This is a genomic window from Pseudoalteromonas sp. 2CM41L, assembly GCF_023161905.1.
Classification (GTDB): domain Bacteria; phylum Pseudomonadota; class Gammaproteobacteria; order Enterobacterales; family Alteromonadaceae; genus Pseudoalteromonas; species Pseudoalteromonas atlantica.
This window is the reverse complement of record NZ_JALNTN010000002.1, coordinates 210786-235841: the sequence shown is the minus strand read 5'-3', so window position 1 is coordinate 235841 and position 25056 is coordinate 210786. Positions and strand designations below refer to the sequence as shown.

At 42.2% G+C, this 25056-nt stretch carries 21 protein-coding genes and 5 tRNA genes; 7 read left to right on the top strand and 19 right to left on the bottom strand.

Annotated features, from left to right (window positions below):
* Positions 1–214 precede the first annotated feature (214 nt).
* Complete coding sequence (locus MTF64_RS03900) at positions 215–2245, top strand: BCCT family transporter (protein WP_248450646.1); 2031 nt, start codon at positions 215–217, stop codon at positions 2243–2245.
* An 87-nt stretch (positions 2246–2332) separates the two neighbouring features.
* Here MTF64_RS03900 and MTF64_RS03895 read toward each other — a convergent pair whose 3' ends face one another.
* From MTF64_RS03895 to pspA, 8 genes are all read right to left on the bottom strand, one after another.
* Complete coding sequence (locus MTF64_RS03895) at positions 2333–2677, bottom strand: 4a-hydroxytetrahydrobiopterin dehydratase (RefSeq protein WP_004586913.1); 345 nt, start codon at positions 2675–2677, stop codon at positions 2333–2335.
* 38 nt (positions 2678–2715) lie between these two features.
* Complete coding sequence (gene phhA / locus MTF64_RS03890) at positions 2716–3513, bottom strand: phenylalanine 4-monooxygenase (RefSeq protein ID WP_029774298.1); 798 nt, start codon at positions 3511–3513, stop codon at positions 2716–2718.
* Positions 3514–3749: 236 nt separating this feature from the next.
* Positions 3750–4931, bottom strand: a complete 1182-nt coding sequence (megL, locus tag MTF64_RS03885) for a methionine gamma-lyase (protein WP_248450644.1) — start codon at positions 4929–4931, stop codon at positions 3750–3752.
* A gap of 146 nt (positions 4932–5077) precedes the next feature.
* Positions 5078–6106 (bottom strand): TIGR01620 family protein, encoded by a 1029-nt coding sequence (locus MTF64_RS03880; RefSeq protein ID WP_096739313.1) that lies wholly within the window; start codon positions 6104–6106, stop codon positions 5078–5080.
* Complete coding sequence (locus tag MTF64_RS03875) at positions 6103–7527, bottom strand: YcjX family protein (RefSeq protein ID WP_248450642.1); 1425 nt, start codon at positions 7525–7527, stop codon at positions 6103–6105. Before MTF64_RS03875 ends, MTF64_RS03880 begins: the two co-directional genes overlap by 4 nt.
* Before the next feature lie 57 nt (positions 7528–7584).
* On the bottom strand, positions 7585–7986 hold the full coding sequence (pspC, locus tag MTF64_RS03870; protein WP_004586908.1) for an envelope stress response membrane protein PspC: 402 nt from the start codon (positions 7984–7986) through the stop codon (positions 7585–7587).
* A complete protein-coding gene (gene pspB, locus MTF64_RS03865) occupies positions 7983–8216 on the bottom strand; it encodes an envelope stress response membrane protein PspB (protein ID WP_004586907.1) in 234 nt (77 codons plus the stop codon). Before pspB ends, pspC begins: the two co-directional genes overlap by 4 nt.
* 67 nt (positions 8217–8283) lie before the next feature.
* Positions 8284–8943, bottom strand: a complete 660-nt coding sequence (gene pspA, locus MTF64_RS03860) for a phage shock protein PspA (protein ID WP_004586906.1) — start codon at positions 8941–8943, stop codon at positions 8284–8286.
* A 186-nt stretch (positions 8944–9129) separates the two neighbouring features.
* Between pspA and pspF the strand changes: the two genes are divergently transcribed.
* From pspF to MTF64_RS03830, 6 genes are read left to right on the top strand one after another with little or no spacing between them, the layout of a single operon-like run.
* On the top strand, positions 9130–10194 hold the full coding sequence (pspF, locus tag MTF64_RS03855; RefSeq protein ID WP_054983061.1) for a phage shock protein operon transcriptional activator: 1065 nt from the start codon (positions 9130–9132) through the stop codon (positions 10192–10194).
* Positions 10195–10209: 15 nt separating this feature from the next.
* Positions 10210–11817, top strand: a complete 1608-nt coding sequence (locus MTF64_RS03850; RefSeq protein WP_096739311.1) for an ABC transporter substrate-binding protein — start codon at positions 10210–10212, stop codon at positions 11815–11817.
* Complete coding sequence (locus tag MTF64_RS03845) at positions 11817–12851, top strand: ABC transporter permease subunit (RefSeq protein WP_004586903.1); 1035 nt, start codon at positions 11817–11819, stop codon at positions 12849–12851. Before MTF64_RS03850 ends, MTF64_RS03845 begins: the two co-directional genes overlap by 1 nt.
* Entirely contained in the window at positions 12838–13731 is an 894-nt protein-coding gene (locus MTF64_RS03840) for an ABC transporter permease subunit (RefSeq protein ID WP_024033801.1), read from the top strand. The genes MTF64_RS03845 and MTF64_RS03840 overlap by 14 nt, the downstream gene beginning before the upstream one ends.
* Positions 13732–14724 carry an oligopeptide/dipeptide ABC transporter ATP-binding protein gene (locus tag MTF64_RS03835; RefSeq protein WP_004586901.1) on the top strand — a complete coding sequence of 331 codons (993 nt, stop codon included), beginning with the start codon at positions 13732–13734 and terminating at the stop codon, positions 14722–14724.
* Positions 14724–15485, top strand: a complete 762-nt coding sequence (locus MTF64_RS03830) for an ATP-binding cassette domain-containing protein (RefSeq protein WP_096739310.1) — start codon at positions 14724–14726, stop codon at positions 15483–15485. The genes MTF64_RS03835 and MTF64_RS03830 overlap by 1 nt, the downstream gene beginning before the upstream one ends.
* 113 nt (positions 15486–15598) lie before the next feature.
* Here the strand turns inward: MTF64_RS03830 and MTF64_RS03825 are convergent, their stop codons facing one another.
* From MTF64_RS03825 to MTF64_RS03775, 11 genes are all read right to left on the bottom strand, one after another.
* Positions 15599–17500, bottom strand: a complete 1902-nt coding sequence (locus MTF64_RS03825) for a SurA N-terminal domain-containing protein (protein WP_248450640.1) — start codon at positions 17498–17500, stop codon at positions 15599–15601.
* 172 nt (positions 17501–17672) lie between these two features.
* Positions 17673–17972, bottom strand: a complete 300-nt coding sequence (locus MTF64_RS03820) for an HU family DNA-binding protein (protein WP_286247754.1) — start codon at positions 17970–17972, stop codon at positions 17673–17675.
* A 183-nt stretch (positions 17973–18155) separates the two neighbouring features.
* Positions 18156–20516, bottom strand: coding sequence for an endopeptidase La (gene lon / locus MTF64_RS03815; protein WP_004586897.1), 2361 nt, complete (start codon positions 20514–20516; stop codon positions 18156–18158).
* A gap of 150 nt (positions 20517–20666) precedes the next feature.
* Entirely contained in the window at positions 20667–21950 is a 1284-nt protein-coding gene (gene clpX, locus MTF64_RS03810; RefSeq protein ID WP_004586896.1) for an ATP-dependent protease ATP-binding subunit ClpX, read from the bottom strand.
* Positions 21951–22085: 135 nt separating this feature from the next.
* On the bottom strand, positions 22086–22703 hold the full coding sequence (clpP, locus tag MTF64_RS03805; protein ID WP_024033798.1) for an ATP-dependent Clp endopeptidase proteolytic subunit ClpP: 618 nt from the start codon (positions 22701–22703) through the stop codon (positions 22086–22088).
* 163 nt (positions 22704–22866) lie between these two features.
* Positions 22867–24171: a trigger factor gene (tig, locus tag MTF64_RS03800; RefSeq protein WP_004586894.1), complete on the bottom strand. Its 1305-nt coding sequence runs from the start codon at positions 24169–24171 to the stop codon at positions 22867–22869.
* Positions 24172–24526: 355 nt separating this feature from the next.
* Positions 24527–24603, bottom strand: a tRNA-Pro gene (locus MTF64_RS03795).
* A gap of 51 nt (positions 24604–24654) precedes the next feature.
* A tRNA-Pro gene (locus MTF64_RS03790) sits at positions 24655–24731 on the bottom strand.
* A gap of 15 nt (positions 24732–24746) precedes the next feature.
* A tRNA-His gene (locus MTF64_RS03785) sits at positions 24747–24822 on the bottom strand.
* 24 nt (positions 24823–24846) lie between these two features.
* Positions 24847–24923: transfer RNA gene (locus MTF64_RS03780), tRNA-Arg, on the bottom strand.
* 54 nt (positions 24924–24977) lie between these two features.
* Positions 24978–25054, bottom strand: a tRNA-Pro gene (locus tag MTF64_RS03775).
* Positions 25055–25056: the final 2 nt, after the last annotated feature.

Genomic DNA, 25056 nt, shown 5'->3' with positions numbered 1-25056 from the left:
GAAAGCTCTAAGCCCTTTGGGTTTAGAGCTTTTTTGTTTAGATTAGAGTTTATCTCTTAAATAGCTAAACCGTTGGGTTTCTCTGTGCTCAACTCAACCTTAATTCAAAGCAATATACGTATACAAAACATACGACTGAATTAGCCAACACACCCAAGATATAATAAGGTAGTAAAGCATACTTGAAAGTTAGCAATTAATATTAAGGATTAATATGACAAAAACTGCTTTACGCTCAACTATTTTGCTACCGGTATTTTTGCCCGCGGTATTTATTATTCTGCTTTTGGTCATTGGTACAAGTAGCAACCCTGAACTGGCAGGGCAAGCATTCAGTGTCGCCCTCAAGTGGATAACAGAAACCTTTGGCTGGTTTTATATGTTATCAGTTGCCATCTTCTTAGTTTTCATCGTTTGTGTTGCCGCCTCCAGCTGGGGAAATATCAAGCTGGGTCCTGATCATGCGCAACCCCAATATAGCTTTGGTGAATGGTTTGCCATGCTATTTTCGGCCGGTTACGGAGTCGCATTACTTTATTTTGGTGTAGCAGAACCCGTGCTCCATTATGCATCTCCGCCCGCGGGCGCCGCAGAAACCGTTGATGCCGCTAAGCAGGCTATGCAAATTGCATTTTTTCATTGGGGTTTTCATATATGGGCAATTTATGGGATTGTTGGTTTAGTGCTTGCTTACTTTGCATTTCGCCACGGCCTTCCGCTGTCTATTCGCTCAGCCTTGTATCCACTTATTGGTGATAAAATATATGGCCCTATTGGACACACTGTTGATGTGTTTGCCATATTAGGCACGCTATTTGGTATTGCCACAACGTTAGGGCTTTCGGTTACTCAAATTAATGCCGGGTTGCACTACTTATGGCCAAGCATTCCTATTAATACCACGGTACAAATTACCGCTATTGTTATTATTACCGCAGCGGCAACGCTTTCTGTGGTGGCAGGTATGGATAAAGGAGTGAAGCGTTTATCTATAATAAACATGACACTCGCCGTATCATTAATGGCCTTTGTGTTTTTTATTGGCCCGACTATTCATATTCTTGAATCGTTTTTACAAAATACCGGCAGCTACCTCAGTGGTATTGTTGAGCGTACTTTTAATTTACAAGCCTATAGCCGTAGTGATTGGATTGGTAACTGGACCCTATTTATATTTGGCTGGACTATAGCGTGGGCACCCTTTGTTGGTATGTTTATCGCTAAAATTAGCCGCGGCAGAACCATTAGGCAATTTGTTGTGGGCGTGATGCTAGTTCCGACTATTTTTACCTTTTTATGGTTTTCTGTATTTGGCGATACCGCGCTAAATTTAATAATGAATGAAGGGTTTAATACTTTAATAACCGATGTTCAAGCAAACCATGCCGTTGCGCTATTTCAATTATTTGAAGTGCTACCGTTATCGTTTATTATTTCGCTACTAACGGTTATCTTAATTATTACCTTTTTTGTAACCTCATCTGACTCGGGCTCGTTAGTTATTGACTCCCTCGCCTCTGGCGGGAGTATTGATACGCCTGCATGGCAACGGGTGTTTTGGGCTGTGCTTGAAGGCGCTGTGGCTGCTGTTTTATTAGTAGCAGGTGGGCTAAGTGCACTACAAACTATGACAATAGCCAGTGCCCTACCCTTTGCTATTATTATGCTTATTGCAACCGCGGGACTTTGGCGCGCACTTACCATTGAAGGCCATCGCGATACGAGCTTACAAGCACATGCGCTCAATAGCCGTAATGTTAACCTATCTCATTGGAAGCGCCGGTTAGCCGCTATGGTTAATTATCCCAATAAGGAAAAAGTGCATACCTTCATTAGTAGTGTGGTGGTAAAAGCAATGCAAGCTGTTCAAGCAGAATTAAAAGCGCGCCAGTGGCATGCCGAGGTAGATTTTGATACTGACTTAGGCCGCGCCCATTTAACCGTACTACGCCATGAACATGTTGATTTTGTGTATGATATTCGTCTTACTGAGCACCCAATGCCAAGCTTTGCCTATACAGAGCTAAAACCGGATGCTGATAACTCCGAGATGTATTACAAGGCAGATGTTTTCTTACGCCGCGGTGGGTTATCTTACGATGTATATGGCTACAGTGAAGATGATATTGTGAAGGACATTCTTGATCAATTTGAGAATTACTTGCACTTCTTAGGTAACAGCCCAGGGGAACTTCCGTGGGATATGGCCGAACACGATGACATGTTAAATAGCGACAAACCTTAAATAAAGGTATTAATTAACAGCGCAATTTTGATGCAATAAAAAAGGCACTTAAAAGTGCCTTTTTAATCTGCTCAATTAATTTTTTAATTACAGCGCGTTAAATACGTCGTCTGTTTTAGCTGCGCAAATAAAATCGTTTTTGTGCAGGCCTTTAATTGAATGGCTCCACCACGTTACGGTTACTTTGCCCCATTCGGTTAATAAACCTGGGTGATGGCCTTCATCTTCTGCCATATCACCTACTTTATTGGTAAACGCCATAGCTTGCTTAAAGTTTTTAAACTTATAAACACGCTCAAGTTGCATAATGCCGTCGCGTACCTCTGGTACCCAGTCTGGAATTTTTGTAATAAGTTGGGCAAGCTCTTCCTCAGATACTTTTGGCGCATCTACGTGACAGGCTTCGCATTTTTGTTCACTTAATGAAGACATTTTAAATCCTTACTTTAGCGTTTCTTTTTAAATTAAAGTTAACCGGCTAATTTTTCTTTAGGTGGAAATTTTGGGTCGTGCAAACCAAGTGCTTTAGCTTGCTCAACCAAAGTCATAATATCCATTTGTGATATATCAAACAGATCATGAATCGAATTTATGGTGTAGTACTGTGGTTGCATAATATCAATGCGGTACGGCGTACGCAGCACATCAATTACGCTCATAGGCGTTATCTCTGGTGTATCTGAATACACGTACTGGGTTTCACCTGGGCTTGATAATATACCACCGCCGTATATACGCAGGCCGTTTTCGGTTTGCATTAAACCAAACTCAACCGTAAACCAATACATACGTGCAAGGTATACACGATCTTTTTTCTGCGCTGCATACCCTAATTGGCCGTATTTGTGTGTGAATTCGGCAAAGTCAGGGTTTGTTAGCATAGCGCAGTGGCCAAATATTTCATGGAAAATGTCAGGCTCTTGCAGGTAGTCAAACTCTTCTCGGCTACGAATAAACGTCGCTACCGGAAATTGTTTGTTTGCCAATAACCTAAAAAATTCATCAAAATCGATAAGCGCAGGTACAGGCGCTACTTGCCAACCGGTGGTGGCAAGAAGCACTTCGTTAAGCTCGCTTAATTGCGGGATACGATCGTGTGGTAGGTTTATTTTTTTAAGCCCATCCATGTACTCATCACAAGCTTTGCCTTCTATGCACGCAAGTTGGCGCGTAACAAGCTCAGACCAAATTTTGTTTTCTTCTTCGCTCCAATGAATAACACCGTTTTCATCAGGTGTTTTAGAGGTGTATTTACTTGCTTTAGCCATAATAACCTTCTTGGGGTTAAGCCCAAATGTGTGTCAGTGTGATACTCAAGATTAGTGAATATCTAATGCAGCCATACTATGCAAAAGTGAAGAAAAGTTTAATAGTTAGACGGATATCTACATTTAGCACGATCCCCTAAAATGTATAGTTAAAATTACACCACCGGCATTAATATTATACAACCACTAAATTAAAGGCGTTAAGAGCAAATTAAACTGTACACAAATAAATACATCTAACAAATTAATGTAAAAGCTTGGTTTAAGTCGTCAATAATATCGTTAACATCTTCAAGCCCTACAGAGAGTCTTATTAAGCCATCACTTATGCCTGCGGCTGCTCGCTCCTCGGGTGTGTAAGGGGAATGCGTCATTGATGCGGGGTGCTGAATAAGCGTTTCGGCATCACCTAAACTTACAGCAAGTGTGCAAAGCTTCATGCTATCTATAAACTGCGCTCCTTGAGCAAGGCTGCCTTTAATTTCAAATGCAATAACGCCGCCTGCGGCTTTCATTTGCTTGCCTATATATTTGTTGCCAGGGTGCGATTTAAGCCCAGGGTAATAAACAATATTAACCTGTGGGTGCGCCTCTAAATATTCGGCAACCGTTTGCGCGCTTTGGCAATGGCGCTCCATGCGTATGGCTAAAGTTTTTATTCCGCGATTAATAAGCCATGCATCGTGCGGGCTTATGGTGGCACCAATATCTTTAAGTACCGTCATTTTTATTAAGGTAATGTGCTCATGCGTTCCACACACAAGCCCAGCTACTACATCGCCATGGCCGTTTAAGTACTTAGTGGCACTGTGCACAATAATATCTATGCCGTACTGCTTAGGTGATTGCAGCAGTGGCGTTAAAAAGGTGTTGTCGACCACACTAATTAAATTATGTTGCTTAGCGAGCGCGCCAATTAAGGCTAAATCAATGACTGCCATTGTGGGGTTGATTGGCGTTTCTACAAATATCATTTTTGAATTAGGTTTTATAGCAGCGCGAAGCTCGCCCTCGTTGGTCATATCAACAAAAGTAACTTCTATTCCCCAGCGCGGTAACATGTGAGCAAAAAACGCAAAAGTACATCCATACAATGTACTTGATGCAATTAAATGATCGCCCTGCGATAAAAAGCTTAATACCGACGCCGATACAGCGCCCATACCTGTGGCGGTAGCAGCAGCAGCTTCGCAGCCCTCTAACTGTGCTACTTTTTGCTCAAGTTCGGTGGTGGTTGGGTTACCTAGGCGGGTGTAAATATAACCGGGCTCATCGTCTGCAAAACGCGCGGCACCTTGTGCTGCATTTTCAAAATGAAAGGTAGAGGTTTGATACAAAGGCGACGTGAGTGCGCCATGCGGATCGTTTGCTTTTTGCGGGCCATGAATACATTGGGTATTAATATGCTGCTTGCTCATTGTGTGCTCTCGTTTTTTATTATGTGTGTCAATTACATAAATAAAACGCACCGCAGTTTAAATCACAAGCATGCCGGATGCTCAGATGGCTATTTGTGCAAAAACCGCTCAGCGCGGTTTTGTACACAAATATTGCCACTGCTACTTTAGGACGTTGGCTCGGCCTTTTTACGGCTCATAATTTTGCTGGCAATACTTTGCACTGTGCCTTTTAACAAGCTGCGTTTGTTTTCAAGCCGTGGTAATGGGCGGCTAAGCTCCATTGCTTTGTAACCAATACGTGCTGTAAATATACCGGCGCTTACACCTTGCGCTGCACGCCCCGAAAGCTTACCTAAAAGCTCAGCACTGAGTGCTGTGGCTGCTAAATCAGATACAAGCTCAGCACTGCCTACAAACATAACTTGCTTTATTAGCATACGGTAGAGCTTAATGCGGCTTGCGTAACCAAAACCAATGCCATAAATTTTACCAATTTGCTCTATTAACTTAGTACCGCGCCAAAGCACCGCCATCATGTCCACCAGCGCAAGGGGGCTTAAGGCAACAAGCAACGCTGACTCTGTCGCAAAGCGGTTTATAAGCTTTTTAGCTTGCGTGTCTTGCGTTATAAGCAAGCTATTTGCGTAAAGGGTCATTATTTCCTTATCGCTATGATGGGTAGCCACTTGGTTTTTAAACGCATCGAAGTTGTCGAGCTGTTGGTGCTTATTTAGTTTTTCAAGCCAGGGTAATGCGCCGCCTACTTGCTCACTATTTAAGAGTCTGTCGGCTTCTTGGCGGTGTAACTGATTACGCTTTAAACTGCGCAGCATTCTGTATTCGCGCCATAGCATGCGCCCAATTAGCAACACACCGCTTACCACCGCAGTTAAATAAACACCGCCTAAAATGACCGACTGCTGAAACGCAAACACTAACGAATACGCAAATTCTAAAAGCACTAACACTAAAAAGCTTACAGCAAACACCCCTTTAAGCGTTTGCCATTTAGACTTTTTATATACCGGCTCTAGGTCTATTTCTTCATCAAGAAGTTCATCTTCAGGCTCTTCAATGTATTCACTTTGACCCTGGGTAATTATTTTTGCAGGAGCAAGCGTCGCCTCAACCTGTTCATCAGCTTGGCTATCAATTCGCCTACCTGCTTGAAAAGTTTGCTGTGTGTCGTTCATGATAATTTGTCTCCTAACAAGTACTGCATCACATGATCAAGGCGAATATGCTTAAGTTGCTTATCGGGGTTTGGCATAGGCGCAAACGATAAAAACTCAAAGCCCTGCGCTGGCCACTCATTTTTATTAAGCATGCGCTTTGGTGGCTGTGGGGGTAAATAAGTAAGCCAATCTTGCTCGTTAAGTGGTTTGCCATAAATGCAATCAAGCGTTTGGCCTTTATCGGCCACTTGGCGCGGCTGCGTTGCTGCAATTGACGACATTGCCATGGTTTCTATTTGTACGCCATCAAACTTTAAGTGATTACTTTGCTCATGCACTAATGAGTCAAGTAGTAGTGCTAAATCTTTATGGTGCTTTGCACTTATATGATCTGACTTATTTGCAGCAAACAGTATTTTATCTATGTTGGGTTTAAATAAACGCTTAAAAAATCCCGACTCGCCGTAATTAAAGTGTGCGAGTAATTGGTTTATTACACTACTTTGCTCTTGGAGTGTTTCGTGGCCTTCATTTAAAGCGCTGAGTACGTCTACCAACACAATTTGGCGGTCAAAGTGTTTAAAGTGCTCATTATAAAATGGCTTAACCACCTCTTTTACATAGGCGTTAAAGCGCTTAATTAAATGCGCTAAGTTAGAGCCTGCCACTACCTCATCACTTTTTATATGCTGCGCATTTACCGGAAAAAACAACAAAAGCGGCGCACCTTGTAAGTCACCAGGCATAAGCATGCGCCCAGGTTGTAACATGGCAAGCTTAGTATCTTTTTTAAGGCCTACCAGCATACTTTGATAAAGCGCCGCAATGTGTGCAAGCAAGCCTTCATCTACAGGCGCATTTAAATCAAGCTGTTCAAGCGCGTTTAAAAATTCAGTAGAGGTATTCACACGCGGGTGCTGTAGTAACAGCGGGTATTGTTGCTCGCACCACTGACTATAGCTTTGCTCAAGCATAGGTAAATCAAGTAGCCATTCACCTGGGTAGTCAATAATATCTAAATACAGCGTAGATTGCGGCGAAAAATGCCCACGTAACCCTGATGCGCTTTGGTATTTAATCGCTAAACGCAGGGTATTAATACGCTCGGTTGATGCAGGCCATGTAGGCATCCCATCAGTTGGGAGCAAGGCATTAAGTGCACGCGGATAGTCAAACGTAGGGACTTTTAACGCCTCTTGCGGCACCACTTTGGTGGCTATATGGCGGTGCTCTCGCATTACATCAAAAAACGGTAAGTTTTTATCATCGCTTTGTGTTGTAAGGTGCTTAACAAGTGCGGTAATAAACGCGGTTTTACCACTGCCACTTAGACCGGTTACGGCCAATTTTACGTGTTGATCTAAACTGCGATGAAGGGCTTTTTGGGCTGAACCTTTAATACTTTTAAAGGTTTTTTTGGCAAATGAAGTGCTACTCATAATGGGCTAGCACTTCATTGATGCTGTTAATCACCGAACAAAGTGCTATTAAATCCTTTAAAGTTTGTTGATTTCACGGCTAACCGTAAACTCGCTTGAAGTAACATGGCGCTCCATATCTTGAAGACGCGTGTCTATTCGCGTTAAACGCTCTTTTAAGTCTTGCAATGCGCGGCGCGGTGGCTCGCCTTTTTGCCATACTTTAAATTTAACTTCTAGCGGATCGTCAGTTTTAGTTGAGCTACTAGTATGTATAGTTGTGGGGTCTTTTTTATCTAAAATAAACCACGCTGCAATATACGCTACCACAAATAATGGGCCACCCGTTAGCAGTACCGCACTAACAAAAATAATGCGAACTAACCATAACTCCATATTAAAGTAGTCACTTAATCCCGCACATACACCGGCGATTTTACCGCGCTGTGGGTCTCTTAATAATTCGCGTTTGGCACTCATACTTTGCGTCTCCATTGTGGTGACTCTTGATCGAGTAATGCTTCAAGGGTTTCTACTCTATCAGCCATTTTTTCGGCCTTGTGGGCAAGTTCCAATAACTGGCGATGTTCATGCTCACTTAACCCTTGGCTCACTTGCTTTTTGCTACGGTAGTGCAAAATTAACCACAGTGGCGCAACAAAAATCATGAACAAGATAAATGGTGCAATTAGTATCTCTGGATCAAACATAATCCTCTCCTGACAATCCGTAATCGATGTTTTAAGCAGTGGGGCACTTTAAGTACCCCTTTATAAGTTATTTATCAGCTAGCTTCTTTTTAAGTTCGGCAAGCTCATCATCTATCTTTTCATTTTTTTGTAGGTCGGCAATTTCATCTGCAAGCGACTTTTTACCTAAATCGTAAGACTCTATTTGAGATTCTAGTCCATCAATTTTAGTTTCGTAGCGCTCAAAGCGATTAAGTGCATCTTCTACTTTAGAGCTATCAAGGGCTTTTTTCACTTCAAGGCGCGACTCAGCCGAACGTTGACGTAAAATAATTGCCTTTTGACGTGCTTTAGCATCGGCTAGCTTTTCTTGTAGAGTAGTGACTTCTTGCTGAAGTTTCTCAATATGAGACTCTACATGCTCAAGCTCAGACTCTACTGCTGCGACTGCTTCTGCCGATTTTTGCTTTTCAAGTAACGCTGAGCGCGCTAAATCGTCGCGGTCTTTACTTAATGCAAGCTCTGCTTTGTCTTGCCAATCGCTTACTTGTGCTTTTAGTGTGTCTACACGACGTACTAATTCTTTTTTCTCAGCCAGTGTTTTCGCTGACGTAGAGCGCACCTCTACCAATGTGTCTTCCATCTCTTGGATAATAAGACGAACCATTTTTTCTGGGTCTTCTGCTTTATCTAAAATGGCATTGATATTAGAATTAACAATGTCTGCAAAACGCGAAAAAATTCCCATAACATTTACCTCTGTAATATAAACTTAGTTGGTCTGCTGTAACTAGTATCAATATGCTTGCCAACTTTTTAAAATCTAAAATACACTTTATTTTCATTAAGTTAAACTAAATATACAAATTCCTTTAGTTATCCCTGATTATGAAATACACTAACTGTTAGCAAAAATGACCAAGAGTTAGGAAAAATGAGCCAATATCGCCAACAGGATAATTTACTCGGCCAATCTGATAGCTTTTTAGCTGTACTTGATCAGGTATCGCAGTTAGCTAATTTAGATAAGCCAGTGCTTATTATTGGCGAGCGAGGAACCGGTAAAGAGCTTATAGCCGCCCGTTTACACTTTTTATCAAAGCGTTGGGATCAAAACTACGTAAAGCTTAACTGTGCAGCCCTTAACGAAAACCTCCTCGAAAGCGAATTATTTGGTCATGAAAGTGGGGCTTTTACCGGAGCAAGTAAACGTCACGAAGGTCGCTTTGAGCGCGCTAACAGCGGTACCTTATTTTTAGATGAGCTGGCTAATACATCGGCCATGGTACAAGAAAAGCTTCTGCGCGTTATAGAATACGGTGAATTTGAGCGGGTTGGTGGTAAACACACCGTAAAGGTAGATACTCGTTTAGTGTGTGCCACCAACGAAGATTTACCCCACCTTGCTGAACAGGGCGAATTTAGAAGTGACTTACTTGACCGCTTAGCCTTTGATGTAATTACCCTGCCACCACTGCGCGAACGTCAAGACGATATTATGCTACTCGCTGAGCAATTTGCCATGAATATGGCACGCGATTTAGAGTGGGAGTTATTTAGTGGCTTTACCCGCAGCGCCACCGAAACCCTGCTAAATTACGATTGGCCGGGTAATATACGCGAGCTTAAAAATGTAGTTGAGCGAAGTTTGTATCGTCATGGTAATGAACATATTCCCGTTCACCAGATTATTTTAGACCCATTTGAAAGCCGTTTTAGACCCAAAGCACGCATTAAAGCTCCTATTGCAACACCGCTTGCCCCAGCGGAGCCTACAACACTAGCCACACCTATTAGCGAGCTTAGTAACGAGCTTAGCGCTCCAATTGAATTTCCGTGTAGCTTAAAAGAGCGCTCTAACGAATTTGAAATAAATATGATTAATAAAGCCCTTGAGCATAGCCAATTTAATCAAAAGAAAACTGCAGAAGTACTCGGTTTAACGTATCATCAATTACGTGGTTATCTTAAAAAATACAATTTATTAGAAGATAAATAGTTAGAGGTTATGCGAGTGCATAAAATACTACTTGTTTTACTAGCCAGCACCTTAACAGGCTGCTTTGATAGTAAAGAAGAAATTATAGAAGAGAAAAACCAAGGCCTCGTTTATTGCGCCGAAGCGAACCCTGTGTCGTTTAATCCGCAAGTAACAACCACTGGCTCAACTATTGATATTATTGCTAATCAGTTATTTGACCGTTTAATTAGTATTGACCCCGTTACTGCAGATTTTAAAAGTGAGCTGGCAACCGATTGGAAAATTAGCAACGATGGAAAGTCGGTTACCTTTACGCTGCGTAAAGGCGTAAAATTTCATTCTACCTCGTACTTTACCCCTACTCGCGACTTTAATGCTGATGATGTTATTTTTACCTTTAGCCGATTATTTGACGTGTACAACCCGTACCATTTTGTAGGCGATGCAAACTACCCGTATTTTCAAAGTGTGGGGCTCGATCAGCTTATTCGTAAAATTGTACGCGTGTCTGACTATCAAGTGCGCTTTGAGCTATTTCACCCAGAAAGCAGTTTTTTAACGAACATGGCCACCGACTTTGCCGTGGTGCTGTCGCAAGAATACGCAATGCAATTAAAAGCGCGAGATCAAACTAATTTATTCGATCAGTACCCTATTGGCACAGGCCCCTACATATACAAAGAGTACCGACGCGATCACTTAGTGCGCTTTTACCGCAACCCTCTTTATTGGAAGCACGATGTTGCCCTTGAACAGCTGGTTTACGACATTACGACAAACGGCACTACGCGCATAGCAAAAATGCTCACTAAAGAGTGCGATGTAACCGCCCACCCAAGTAGCGCACAACTGAGTATTTTAGCGCAACGAGACGATATAAACGTTGAAAAAGAAACCAATTTAAATATTGGTTATTGGGCCTTTAATACTGAGCGCGCCCCTTTTGATGACATTAGAGTACGCAGAGCCCTTGCGCATGCAATTGATATAGACAAAATAATGCAAGCCGTTTATTACGGTAATGGTATACGCGCGCAATCTATTTTACCGCCGACTTCGTGGGGCTTTGAACCACAAGAAAACATGCCTATGTTTGACCCAGAGCTAGCTAAAAAACTACTCATAGAAGCGGGGTTACCGAATGGCTTTGATATGACCATTTGGGCAATGCCGGTGAGTCGAATATACAATCCTAATGCCCGTAAAATGGCTGAGCTGATGCAAAGCGATTTACGCAAAATAGGTGTTAACGTAAGTATTGTTGAATACGAGTGGAATACTTTTATTCAGCGTATAGGTGAGCACCGCCACGATAGCGTATTACTCGGCTGGGCTGCCGATACCCCCGATCCAGATAACTTTTTTAGCCCATTACTAAGTTGCACCGCCACTTTTAGCGGTAAAAACCCAGCCAATTGGTGTAACCCACAGTTTGACTTATTGCTTACCCAAGCGCTCGACACCACCGATTTAAGTTTGCGCAAACAATATTACGATCAGGTTCAAGCGCTGATTATTGATCAGCTCCCGTTGGTGCCTATTGCTCATGGTATGCGTTTTCAAGCAAATAGTGCCGATGTAGAAGGGATAACCCTTGGCCCATTTGGGGCTATTTCACTCGCAAATGCGAGGAAAAAATAATGATACTAGATTATATATTACGCCGCCTTGGCTTGTTTTTATTCATGATTTTAATGCTAAGCATATTTACCTTTTCGCTTAGCTACTTGTTCCCAGGGGATCCGCTTAGCAACCTAAGTGGCATTCCTAGCGGTAATTTTTCTCAGCACAGTGAGCTTGAAGATAAATACATGTATGACAGCAACTACGTTATGCAGTATTTAGCGTTTTTAGGGCGTATATTTCAAGGTGACTGGGGCGTGTCGTTTGCCTCGGGAGATAACGTTTTTCAGCACATTTTAGATTTAATTCCAGCAACTTTAGAGCTGTGTGTTTATGCGCTTATTGTATCGGTTGTGGTAGGCGTACCAGCGGGCATTTTGGCCTCAGCATATACACGCCGTTGGCCAGATAAATTAATTAGCTCTACCACCATGATTGGTTACTCTATTCCGGTTTTTTGGTTAGCGCTGTTACTTATTATGATTTTTTCGCTCAAACTGGGCTGGTTTCCTATGTCGGGTAGAATGGGATTACTATTTGAAATACCGCCTAATACCGGGTTTATATTAATCGATATTATGCTCGCAGGCTTCCCCTACAAAGGTGAAGCATTTATAGATGCACTGCATCACTTAACACTGCCAACCATAGTACTGGCCATGTTTCCTACCACTGTTTTAGTGCGCTTTACCCGCGACTCTATGCTTAAAGTAATGGATCAAAGCTTTATAAAAACGGCCAGGGCAAAAGGCCTTAATCGCCGCCAATTAATCATGCATCATGCGCTACGCAATGCGCTATTGCCGGTAATAAAACAAATAGGACTGCAATTTAGTACGCTTATTACGCTTGCCATGATAACCGAAGTTATTTTTTCTTGGCCGGGTATTGGCCGTTGGCTAATCGATAGTATTTACCAACGAGACTACCCTGCTATTCAAGGCGGTTTAATGGCGGTGTCTATGTTTGTTATTATTGCCACTATTGTTGCCGAGCTTACATATACTCTGTTCGACCCAATTTCGCGGAATCAGGCACATGGTAAAGTTTAAATTATTTTCTGAAGAGTCGAATAAATCGCCGCTGGCGCGTTTTTGGCGCAAATTTAAAAACAATCACCCCGCCTTGGTGGGGTTATGGATTTTTATGGCGTTTGCGTTATTGGCCGCCAGTGCGCCCTTTTTAGCGCCGTATGGAGTTAACCAGCAACATAGCGATGCTTTACTTATACCGCCATCATGGCGAGAAATGGGCGATGTGCGCTTTATTTTAGGCACCGATGATTTAGGACGCGATGTACTCTCGCGCTTGATGAATGGCGCAACCTACACGTTTGGCTTATCGGTGGTGGCTGCATTTATTACCACCATTATTGGTGTGCTTGTTGGCACCTTTGCCGGCATTAGCCGCGGCCTTCGCTCAAGCTTTTTAAATCACTTGCTTGATATCACGCTCTCTATTCCGTCTTTGCTATTGGCGATTATTATTATTGCAGTGCTTGGGCCGGGCTTAATGAATACAGTGTGGGCCATTATACTGGCGTTATTACCGCAATTTATTCACTCTATTCGTAATTTAATTGTTGATGAGCTAAGCAAAGACTACATTACCGCTTTTAGGCTTGATGGTGCCTCTAACTGGCATATTTTGTCGCGGGGTATTTTTCCTAATATTTATGAGCACATTGTGGTTATTTTTACCACCGCGCTTTCTACTGCTATTTTAGATATTGCCGCCTTAGGCTTTTTAAAACTTGGTGCACAGCCCCCAACTACCGAATGGGGCGCCATACTGGCTGAGAATTTAGGCCTTATATATTTAGCACCTTGGACCGTTGCGCTACCGGGTGTATTATTATTTTTAGCGGTTTTGTCTACCAATTTAGTAGGTGATGGCCTACGAAAAGTGCTTAAAGCACGTAAGGCTGATTAAATGCAATTACTCGACGTTAGAAATTTAACCATAGAGCTGCGTACCTCTGAAACGGTAATTCGCGCTGTAGATAGAGTCAGCTTTAGCCTAAAAGAAGGCGAAGTACATGGCTTGGTGGGTGAGTCGGGCTCTGGTAAAAGCTTAATAGCCAAAGCCATTGTTGGGGTACTTAACGAACGCTGGCATATAACAGCCGATAGAATGCATTGGCGCGGTGTTGATTTAATGCGCTTAACCCCAGAGCAACGCAGAAAAACAGTCAGCCAAGACATTGCGATGATTTACCAAGATCCTAGCCGCTGCCTTGACCCAACCGCTAAAATATTTGACCAAATAGCCGAAACACTGCCTGAAACATCCACTAAAGGCTTTTTTTTAAAGCGCAATAGGGAACGTAAAGACCGCGTGAAAGCACTTATTCATAAAGTGGGTATTAAAAACCACGACGCTGTGCTTGATAGTTACCCGCACGAGCTCTCAGAAGGCGTGTGCCAAAAGGTCATGATTGCCATGGCCATAGCGCGCACTCCTAAGCTACTAATTGCTGATGAGCCTACTACAGCGCTTGAAAGCACCACCCGTGCACAGGTATTTAGGCTGCTAAAAAGCTTAAATCAATTAAAAAATATGTCTATTTTGATGATTTCTCATGAGCTTGAAGAAATAGCCGACTGGTCGCACGGTATTCATGTTTTATATTGTGGGCAAATGGTTGAAGCCGGCCCAACGCAACGTATTTTTCGCCAGCCTCGCCACCCTTACACGCAAGCGTTATTAAAAAGCTTACCCAATTATGAGCAAGGCTTGGCACACAAAGAACCCTTTTATGCACTTAAAGGCACTATCCCTACTTTGCAACATTTACCTATCGGTTGCCGATTAGGCCCACGCTGCCCTCAAGCACAAAAAGAATGTGTAATTACCCCTGCACTTACTAAGCACCATGGGCACAGCTATGCGTGTCATTTTCCGCTGATTAAGGAGATGAAGTAATGCAACCGGTATTAAAAGTACAAGCGCTTTGTAAAACCTTTAACATACGTGCCGGTTTATTTAGCCGCAAAAAATTTGAGGTACTAAAAAATATCTCTTTTTGTGTGGGCAAAGGCGAAACAATCGCAGTAATCGGTGAAACCGGTGCGGGTAAAAGTACACTCGCTAAATTACTCGCAGGGGCCGATAGCGCCGACAGTGGGCAAATTTTATTAGAAAGTAATATTATTGAAGATGACGGCGTGCGCGATGATCAATGTCGACATATCCGCATGATATTCCAAGACTCCGCTGCCTCGCTCAATCCGGGTCTCACCATAGGTGATATGCTAGATGATTGCTTGCAGTATAATACCGATTCAGACCAACTGGCTCGCCAAGAAAAAATAGATGCCACGCTTTCTAAAGTGGGACTGCTAATCGATCATCAACATTATTACCCTCACATGTTTAGTGTAGGCCAATTGCAGCGTGTAGCGTTGGCGCGGGCGCTCATTTTAGACCCTATAGTGGTGGTGCTTGATGAAGCGCTGTCGGCTTTAGATCCCTCCGTTCGTGCGCAAACAGTTAACTTATTACTTAAGCTGCAAAAAGAAACCGGTCTAACTTATGTACTCATTACGCACCATTTAAGTTTAGTGCGCCATATCAGCGATCAGCTAGTGGTGCTTGAAAAAGGTGAGGTAGTAGAATATGGGCGTACCGAAGAGGTGTTTCAAAATCCGCAATCAAAAGTAACACAGCGCCTAATTTGCTGTTAATTCAAAGCTTATATTTATAAGCAGTATTGCCTAATCATTTTCTAAGCACACATTGAAGTTATAAAAAAGGCGCGTTACTTATAAAGTAACGCGCCTTTTTTAATGTGTCGCGATTATTCTGCTGCTTGCTCTACCACAGGTAGATTTAGCTCAGCTTTAGCCTTTAAAGACTCAATAAACGCTAAGTAGTTTTTGTTAGCTTGCGCCATAGTAATGTTTTGCTGTACTTGCGGGTCGATATTTGCGGTTATTTGCGCATCGCTTACCGATTTAAGTGCAACAATTGCCGCATCACCGTTGTTTAAATCAACCACGTCTGTGCTTGGTGCATCATTAGGACGAGGCATTTTAAACGCTTGCGTTACAATAGCAGGCGAAACCGTGTAGCTTTGACGCGTTAAGCTCGCTTCTTCACGTACCGTTAGGTTTTGCTCACTGGCCACATCGCTTAGCGTTTTACCCGCTTGAACTTGTGCAAATAACTCACGTGCTTTTTCTTTAGCAAGTGTTGATGCTTTTTCATTAACTAAACGTGTTTTGATTTGCTCACTCACTTGCGCAAGTGGTTTAGTTGCAGATGGCTCGTATTTATTTACACGTACTACAATAACGTGCTCATCACCTAGCTCAATCACTTCTGAGTTTACTTTATCTTCAAGTAATTCTACTGAGAACAACTGAGAAATTACCGCAGGTGTATTAAGTGGCTCTGGCAATGCATTACGTGCAACAAGTGGCGTGGTTTTAACTTCAACGTCTGCCACTTCTGCTGCATCGTCTAAACGGTCAGAAATCTCAAATGCTAAGGCACCCATTTCTGTTTGCTTTTCGTAAAACGCATCTACTTTTTCAGTTTGCTCAAGCTCTGCACGTAAGTCGGCTTTTACGTCGTCATATGCTTTTACTTGCTCTGGCTGTAAGTCAGTAAGTTTAATGATGTGATAACCAAACTCTGATGCTACAACCTCTGAAATATCACCTTTGTTTTGAAGCGCAAATGCAGCATCTTCAAAAGCAGGGTCCATTACATCGCGCTCAATCCACTCTAGGTCGCCGCCCATTTCGCCACTCACAACATCATCAGATGATGACTCTGCAAGCTGTGCAAAATCAGCACCTTGTTCTAACTGCTCATGTAATGCGTTGGCTTTTTCAAGCGCGGCATCATCATCTTCGCTGTTATCAATTAAAATGTGCGATACACGGCGTTTTTCAGGCTCGATGTATTGTGCTTTATTTTGCTCATAATACGCTTTTACGTCGTCTTCTGTTACCGACTCTACGGTGATATCTTGTGCTTTAAGCTCAATGTAATCAACCGATACACGCTCTGGCGATAAAAATTGTGATGCGTTTAGCTCGTAGTAATCAGCAATTTCTTGCTCAGATACGTCTACGTTTGCTTGTAACTCTTCTTTGCTTAAAACAAGGTAGTCTATGCTACGCGTTTGCTGCTGCAGGGCTGCAGCGCGTTTAAGCTCGTTTTCAAGTGCAAACTCAGTACCAGCAACCGCAGACACTAATTGGCTGCGTGTCATGTCTTTACGTAAGTACTCACGAAAAGCATCTGGTTGAAAGTTCATTTGACGAATTACTTGTAGGTAACGGTCGTTATTAAATTTTTCACCAATTTGAAAGTACGGTAGTTCTAAAATTGTTTTACGTACGCTGTCGTCGCTTACGCGAAGGCCTAAATCTGCCGCTAATTGTGATTGCAATTCTTGTTGTACTAAGCGGTCAATTACACCTTGACGAATTTGCGCCATGTAATTCGGATCTGCACTGATTTGTGCAAAGTATTCGCCAAATTGTTGCTCTAAACGGCTACGTTCGTTTTGATAAGCACGATTAAATTCGGTTTGGCTAATTTTAATTCCATTTACTTCAGCAACGGGTTGTTCTGGGGTTTGACCTAAGTAACTACCGATCCCTGCTAAGGCAAAAGATAAAATCACCGCGCCTAAAATTATTTTGGCTACAGGACCCTGTGAGCCCTCTCTGATTTTCTCAAGCATTTGTTTATCTCTTATTGATCAAGGTATTTTACCTTGTCATATGTAAAAAAAGCGTATCTTACCAGATACGCTTTTTCACTTGAAGTAACTGGCGGTGAAGTTACTTAATTCATCGATTAGGATAATTAAGTTTATATACACTCGCCATAACTAATCTGTATTTAAACAGTGATTAGTTTACTGCGTCTTTCAGCGCTTTACCGGCTTTGAAAGAAGGAATATTTGCCGCAGCGATTTGGATAGTTTCACCAGTTTGTGGGTTACGGCCTGAACGAGCAGCACGCTCGCGTACTGAGAAAGTACCAAAACCTACAAGTGCAACTGAATCGCCATCTTTAAGCGCTCCAGATACAGACTCGATGAATGAATCTAGTGCACGACCTGCAGCCGCTTTAGAAATGTCAGCGTCAGCTGCGATTTGATCGATTAATTGAGATTTATTCACAATATCATCCTCTTTCATTGTTATTATCAAGAGCGATTGTTTTTTAAACTAACATCACTTTTTTGAAAATTTTAGAGCAAACTTTTAATGCTCACATGATTATATTTTTCTTAAGCCTAGGCCCCATAAGGGCTAGGCTCGAAAACCAGTGCTTAACTTATCATACCGATTAGATTTGAAAAGCCCTTTAAAGCACTTTTTTTGGGTTTTTTATTGGTTTTTCGGTGTTTCGACTGAAAAACTCTCAACAGGATGCACTAAAGCTAACTTTAATACTTCATCAATCCACGTAACTGGGTGAACATCTAAGCCTGCCAGTACGTTATCTGGGATCTCTTTTAAGTCACGTTCGTTAATTTTAGGAATGATGACTGTTTTAATTCCACCACGGTGTGCAGCAAGTAGTTTCTCTTTTAAACCACCAATAGGCAGTACTTCACCGCGCAGTGTTATTTCACCTGTCATTGCTACATCGGCTTTAACGGGGTTACCTGTTAAGCTCGATACTAAACCCGTTACCATTGCTGCACCGGCGCTTGGACCATCTTTAGGGGTCGCGCCCTCTGGTACATGCACATGAATGTCGCGTTTTTCGTAAAAATCGTTATTAATACGGAACGTATCAGCACGATTACGAACCACCGTCATGGCCGCTTGTATCGACTCTTGCATTACATCGCCCAGTGAGCCTGTGTAGCTTAGCTTGCCTTTACCTGGCACAGCCGCACATTCAATGGTCAGTAAATCGCCGCCTACTTCGGTCCACGCTAAGCCTGTTACCTGACCAATGCGATCGCCGTCTTCGGCTTTACCGTAGTCGTAGCGCTGTACACCTAAAAACTCTTCTAGGTTATCTTGATTGATAGTGACTGTTTTAGTCTCTTTATCAAGTAAGATATTTTTAACGGCTTTACGACAGAGTTTAGATACTTCGCGCTCTAAATTACGTACGCCCGCTTCACGCGTGTAGTAACGAATAATGCCAATAATTGCACTGTCTTCTATTACTAGCTCAGAAGGTTTTAAACCATTGCGTTTAACTTGCTTAGTAATTAAGTGCTCTTTTGCAATGTTTAGCTTTTCATCTTCGGTGTAACCCGATAAGCGAATAACTTCCATTCTGTCCAATAATGGACCAGGAATATTAAAGCTGTTTGATGTTGCTACAAACATTACATCCGATAAATCGTAGTCTACTTCTAAGTAGTGATCAGCAAAGTGGCTGTTTTGCTCCGGATCTAGCACCTCTAATAGTGCTGATGCTGGGTCGCCGCGCATATCAGATGACATTTTGTCGATTTCATCTAACAAGAATAATGGGTTTTTAACGCCCACTTTTGTCATGTTTTGAATCAGCTTGCCTGGCATAGAGCCAATGTAAGTACGACGATGACCACGAATTTCAGCTTCGTCACGTACGCCACCTAATGCCATACGAACATATTTACGACCCGTAGAGCGTGCAATAGACTGCCCTAGTGATGTTTTACCTACACCCGGTGGTCCCACTAAACATAAAATAGGCCCTTTGAGCTTATTGGTACGTTGTTGCACCGCGAGGTATTCAATTATGCGTTCTTTAACTTTATCTAAGCCGTGGTGATCGCTATCAAGAATTTTTTGCGCGCCTGCTAAGTCTTTTTTCACTTTCGAGCGTTTTTTCCATGGTACGTTAATTAACGTATCAATGTATGAACGCACTACAGTGGCCTCTGCAGACATTGGCGACATCATTTTAAGCTTATTAAGCTCAGCTGATGCTTTTTCTTTCGCTTCTTCTGGCATACCTGATTCTTCAATACGCTTTTTAAGCGCTTCAAATTCGTCAGGTACATCATCAAGCTCACCAAGTTCTTTTTGAATGGCTTTCATTTGCTCGTTGAGGTAGTACTCGCGCTGAGATTTTTCCATCTGCTTTTTCACGCGGGTACGAATTTTTTTCTCAACTTGCAATAAGTCTATTTCACCTTCCATCAGTGCCATTAAGTATTCTAAGCGCTCTGTAACGCTTGAAATCTCTAACACTTTTTGTTTTTCAGGCACTTTTAAGGGCATATGCGCTGCCATTGTATCGGCAAGGCGTGCTGGCTCATCAATGCCTGAAACAGAGGTTAATACCTCAGGTGGAATTTTTTTATTAAGTTTTACATAGCCTTCAAACTGGCTAACAGCGCTGCGGATGAAAATATCTTGCTCTTGCTCATCCACTGAATCAGATTCGATGAACTGAGCATTCGCTACAAAAAACTCATCGTTATCTACAAATTCTTCAATTTGTGCGCGCTGCGTACCTTCAACTAAAACTTTAACTGTACCGTCTGGTAACTTTAATAACTGAAGTACAGTAGCAATAGTACCGATACGGTAAATATCGTCTTGCTCAGGTTCGTCTACAGTTGCATCTTTTTGTGCAACCAAGAAAATTTGTTTGTCTTTATCCATTGCCGCTTCGAGGCATTTTATTGATTTTTCACGGCCTACAAAAAGCGGGATCACCATGTGCGGATATACCACAACATCGCGCAGTGCTAACACTGGGATTTCGACTCGATCGGTTCTCTCAAGCGTCATTATAGTTTCTCTTCGCACTTCATTTATTTAAAAGATTACTCAAGTATATGGGGATAATCTAATTAAAGTTCAACAATTTTCCCCAACTCGTTCAAATTAATTATAAAAAAAGGAGCCTAAGGCTCCTTTTTTATACAAATAGCTTAAAAACTACTCTGATGCAGCTTTATCTTGATTATTGTTTTCATAAATCAAGATTGGGTCAGATTCACCTTTAATCACGGTTTCATCTATAACCACTTTGCTTACATCATCCATTGATGGCAGCTCATACATAGTATCAAGCAGTACGCCTTCAACAATTGAGCGAAGTCCGCGAGCACCTGTTTTACGCTCCATTGCTTTGTGAGCAATAGCGCTTAGTGCATCATCACGGAACTCTAATTCAACGTCTTCCATACCAAACAATACAGAGAACTGTTTAGTAATGGCGTTTTTAGGTTCACTTAATATTTGTACAAGTGCCGCTTCATCAAGCTCAGTTAATGTAGCAACAACAGGTAAACGACCAATAAACTCAGGAATTAAGCCGTACTTAACTAAATCTTCTGGCTCTACGTCTTTGAATGTTTCGCTTAAAGAGCGGCTCGACGCTGACTCTTTAACGTTAACACCAAAGCCAATTCCGGTATTTTTATGGCTACGCTGTTCAATTACTTTATCTAGGCCTGCAAAGGCACCACCACAGATAAATAAAATCTTAGAGGTATCAACCTGTAAAAACTCTTGCTGCGGGTGCTTACGACCACCTTGTGGTGGTACTGAGGCAACCGTGCCTTCAATTAGTTTAAGCAGCGCTTGTTGTACGCCCTCACCCGACACGTCGCGTGTAATAGATGGGTTATCTGATTTACGCGAAATTTTGTCAATTTCATCAATGTAAACAATACCACGTTGCGCTTTTTCTACGTCGTAGTCACATTTTTGTAGCAGTTTTTGAATGATGTTTTCTACATCTTCACCTACATAACCGGCTTCGGTTAGTGTAGTTGCATCTGCCATAGTAAACGGTACATCAAGTAAACGCGCAAGTGTTTCTGCCAGTAATGTTTTACCACTACCTGTAGGGCCAATAAGCAAAATGTTACTTTTACCTAGTTCTACTTCTTGCTTTGTAGATTGGTTGCGTAGGCGCTTGTAGTGATTGTATACCGCTACAGACAATACTTTTTTAGCATGGTCTTGACCAATTACGTAGTCATCTAAGTGATTACGAATTTCTTTTGGCACAGGTAGTTTATCAGACGAATTATGCTTAGGAGCAATGTCTTTGATTTCTTCCCTGATAATATCGTTACACAGCTCTACACATTCATCACAAATGTATACTGAAGGACCTGCAATTAATTTACGCACTTCGTGTTGGCTTTTGCCACAAAAAGAGCAGTATAACAATTTATTACTTTTGTCGCCGTCTGTAGGAGTGTCAGACATTCAGCTACCTCTTTTATACGTTGGCTGCCAAATAAGGTTGGCAACTATTTCAAATTCGCTTTTAACTATACCAAAATTTACTGGTTTTCGCATAGTAACTCAAAGTGGCAAGCAATTATTTGCTTGCCTACACGCTTACTTGCTTTCGCGATTTGTAAACACTGAGTCAACCAGGCCGTAATCTACAGCTTGTGATGCACTCATAAAGTTATCACGGTCAGTATCGCGTGAAATAACATCTAATGGCTGGCCTGTATGCTCTGCCATTAAGCGGTTAAGTTTGTCTTTAATAGACAGAATTTCTTTTGCGTGTATTTCAAAGTCAGATGCTTGACCTTGGAAACCACCTAGCGGTTGGTGAATCATTACACGTGAGTTTGGTAAACAAAAACGCTTACCTTTAGCGCCAGCAGTAAGCAAAAATGCGCCCATGCTTGCCGCTTGGCCAACACAAATAGTACTTACATCTGGTTTGATGAAGTTCATTGTATCGTAAATTGCCATACCAGCGGTTACAGAACCACCTGGAGAATTAATATATAAAAAGATATCTTTTTCAGGGTTCTCTGATTCTAAAAATAGCATTTGCGCTAAAATTAGGTTTGCCATGTTGTCTTCAACTTGGCCCGTTAAAAAGATAATTCGCTCTTTTAATAGACGCGAATAAATGTCATACGAGCGCTCACCTTTAGCTGTTTGTTCAACAACCATAGGGACTAATGCATTTAGGGGATCTGTCATACCAGTGTTCATACTTTTTTAATTCCTTATGCGCTTATGCTTTTTCTTACTAAAGGAAGCATAGTTATCATTTTTCGCAAATTATGGGGCACAAACTAAAATGGCCCGGGCACACTGCATAAACAGAGTAACACGAGCCATTTAATCGTTAGCGAGCGCTTAAGTCAATGACTTATTAAGCACCTTGCTGAGGATTCATGATGTCATCAAATGCTTTTTCAACGTCAGACACGTTTGCTTTAGCTAAAATAGCTTCAACAGCTTGCTCTTCCATTGCAACATTACGCATTTGCTGCATAAGTTGATCATTTGCTTTGTAGTATTCTACTACTTCAGTTGGATCTTCGTAAGCAGATGCAACTGTAGCAATTAATGCTTCAACTTTTTCATCATCAACTTTGATATCGTTTGCTTTGATCACTTCACCTAGTAATAGGCCAGTTTTAACGCGAGTTACAGCTTGCTCGTGGAACAATTCAGCTGGAAGCTCAGGCATGTTTTTAGCGTCACCACCAAAACGTTGAGCTGCTTGCTGACGTAGTGCGTCAACTTCTTGATCAATAAGTGCTTTAGGCACTTCGATTTCGTTGTTTTCTAAAAGACCTTTAATCGCTTGGTCTTTCACGTTAGCTTTAACCGCTTGGTCTAGCTCACGTGTCATGTTCTTTTTAACTTCTTCTTTAAGCGCGTCTACGCCGCCTTCGGTAACACCGAACTTAGTTGCAAACTCTTCGCTTAATTCAGGTAGCTCTTGTGCTTCAACTTTTTTCACTGTGATAGTGAATTGAGCCGCTTTACCTTTCAGGTTTTCAGCGTGGTAATCTTCAGGGAAAGTTACATCAGCAACTACTTCTTCGCCTGCTTTTTTACCAACGATGTTGTCTTCAAAACCTGGGATCATACGACCTTGGCCAAGCTCAAGTGGGAAGTCTTCAGCTTTGCCGCCTTCAAACTCTTCACCGTCGATAGTACCTACGAAATCAACTGTTACACGGTCGTTTTCGCCAGCAGCTGCGTCAACATCAGCCCAAGAAGCGTGTTGCTTACGAAGTGTTTCTAGCATGTTTGCTAAGTCTTCGTCAGTTACTGTTACTGCTGGTTTTTCTACTGCAATTTTGTCTAAACCTTGAACTTCAACTTCAGGGTATACTTCAAACGTTGCTGTAAACTCTAAATCTTTACCTGCTTCAAGTGATTTAGGTGCAAATGATGGTGCGCCAGCAGGGTTAATTTTTTCAGCAACAATTGCTTCAATGTAGTTACGCTGCATTACTTCGCCAGCTACTTCTTGACGAACCGCAGGTCCAAAACGCTTGTTAATTACTGAAACTGGTACTTTACCAGCACGGAAGCCATCGATACGCTGCGTTTTTGACAGTTGTTGTAAGCGTTTTTTTACTTCGGTCTCAACGTTCTCTGCAGGAACGGTGATGGTCAGACGGCGCTCAAGGCCTTGAGTCGTCTCAACAGAAACTTGCATGATTTACCTCAATATTCAATTTTGGCGACTGTTCGCCTTCCTTACAAACAAAGTAATCTTCATGAGTCTTGATAAATTTTAAAGCGATTTTTCACTAAAAAGCATCCGTCACTACCATGAGATCCCATTGCTGCTCTGCCCTTCGGGCACTATGTTAAACAATAGACGCGGCATTATAACCTAATAATTATGATAGTCGAGTGTAGGGGGCAATTATTTGGACTAGTTTAGCTACGATCGAGACCAACTGCGTAAAAAAAAGACTAACTGGTTCGTTAAAGCGATATTTTAGTAGGAAGTAAATAGAAGTTATTGCTGAGTGATTACTCGTTTACTTTCTTTAAGGTTAAGAAAGTGGTCGGCGATGCAGGATTTGAACCTGCGACCCCTTGGACCCAAACCAAGTGCGCTACCAAACTGCGCTAATCGCCGATAATCGTGTTGAATACTTAAATGTTGAATTTAAGACCACTTATGAGAAAGTGGTCGGCGATGCAGGATTTGAACCTGCGACCCCTTGGACCCAAACCAAGTGCGCTACCAAACTGCGCTAATCGCCGATACTCGAAGTAAATTGGGGTGACTGATGGGGCTCGAACCCACGACAACCGGAATCACAATCCGGGGCTCTACCAACTGAGCTACAATCACCACGGTATTTACTTTGTTTTCAAATGGCGCACCCGGAAGGATTCGAACCTTCGACCAACGCCTTAGAAGGGCGTTGCTCTATCCAGCTGAGCTACGGGCGCATCGAAAACTTCATAGTTTGCCTGTAAGCTATTCTATTATAAAAATAAAAGAAGTGGTCGGCGATGCAGGATTTGAACCTGCGACCCCTTGGACCCAAACCAAGTGCGCTACCAAACTGCGCTAATCGCCGAT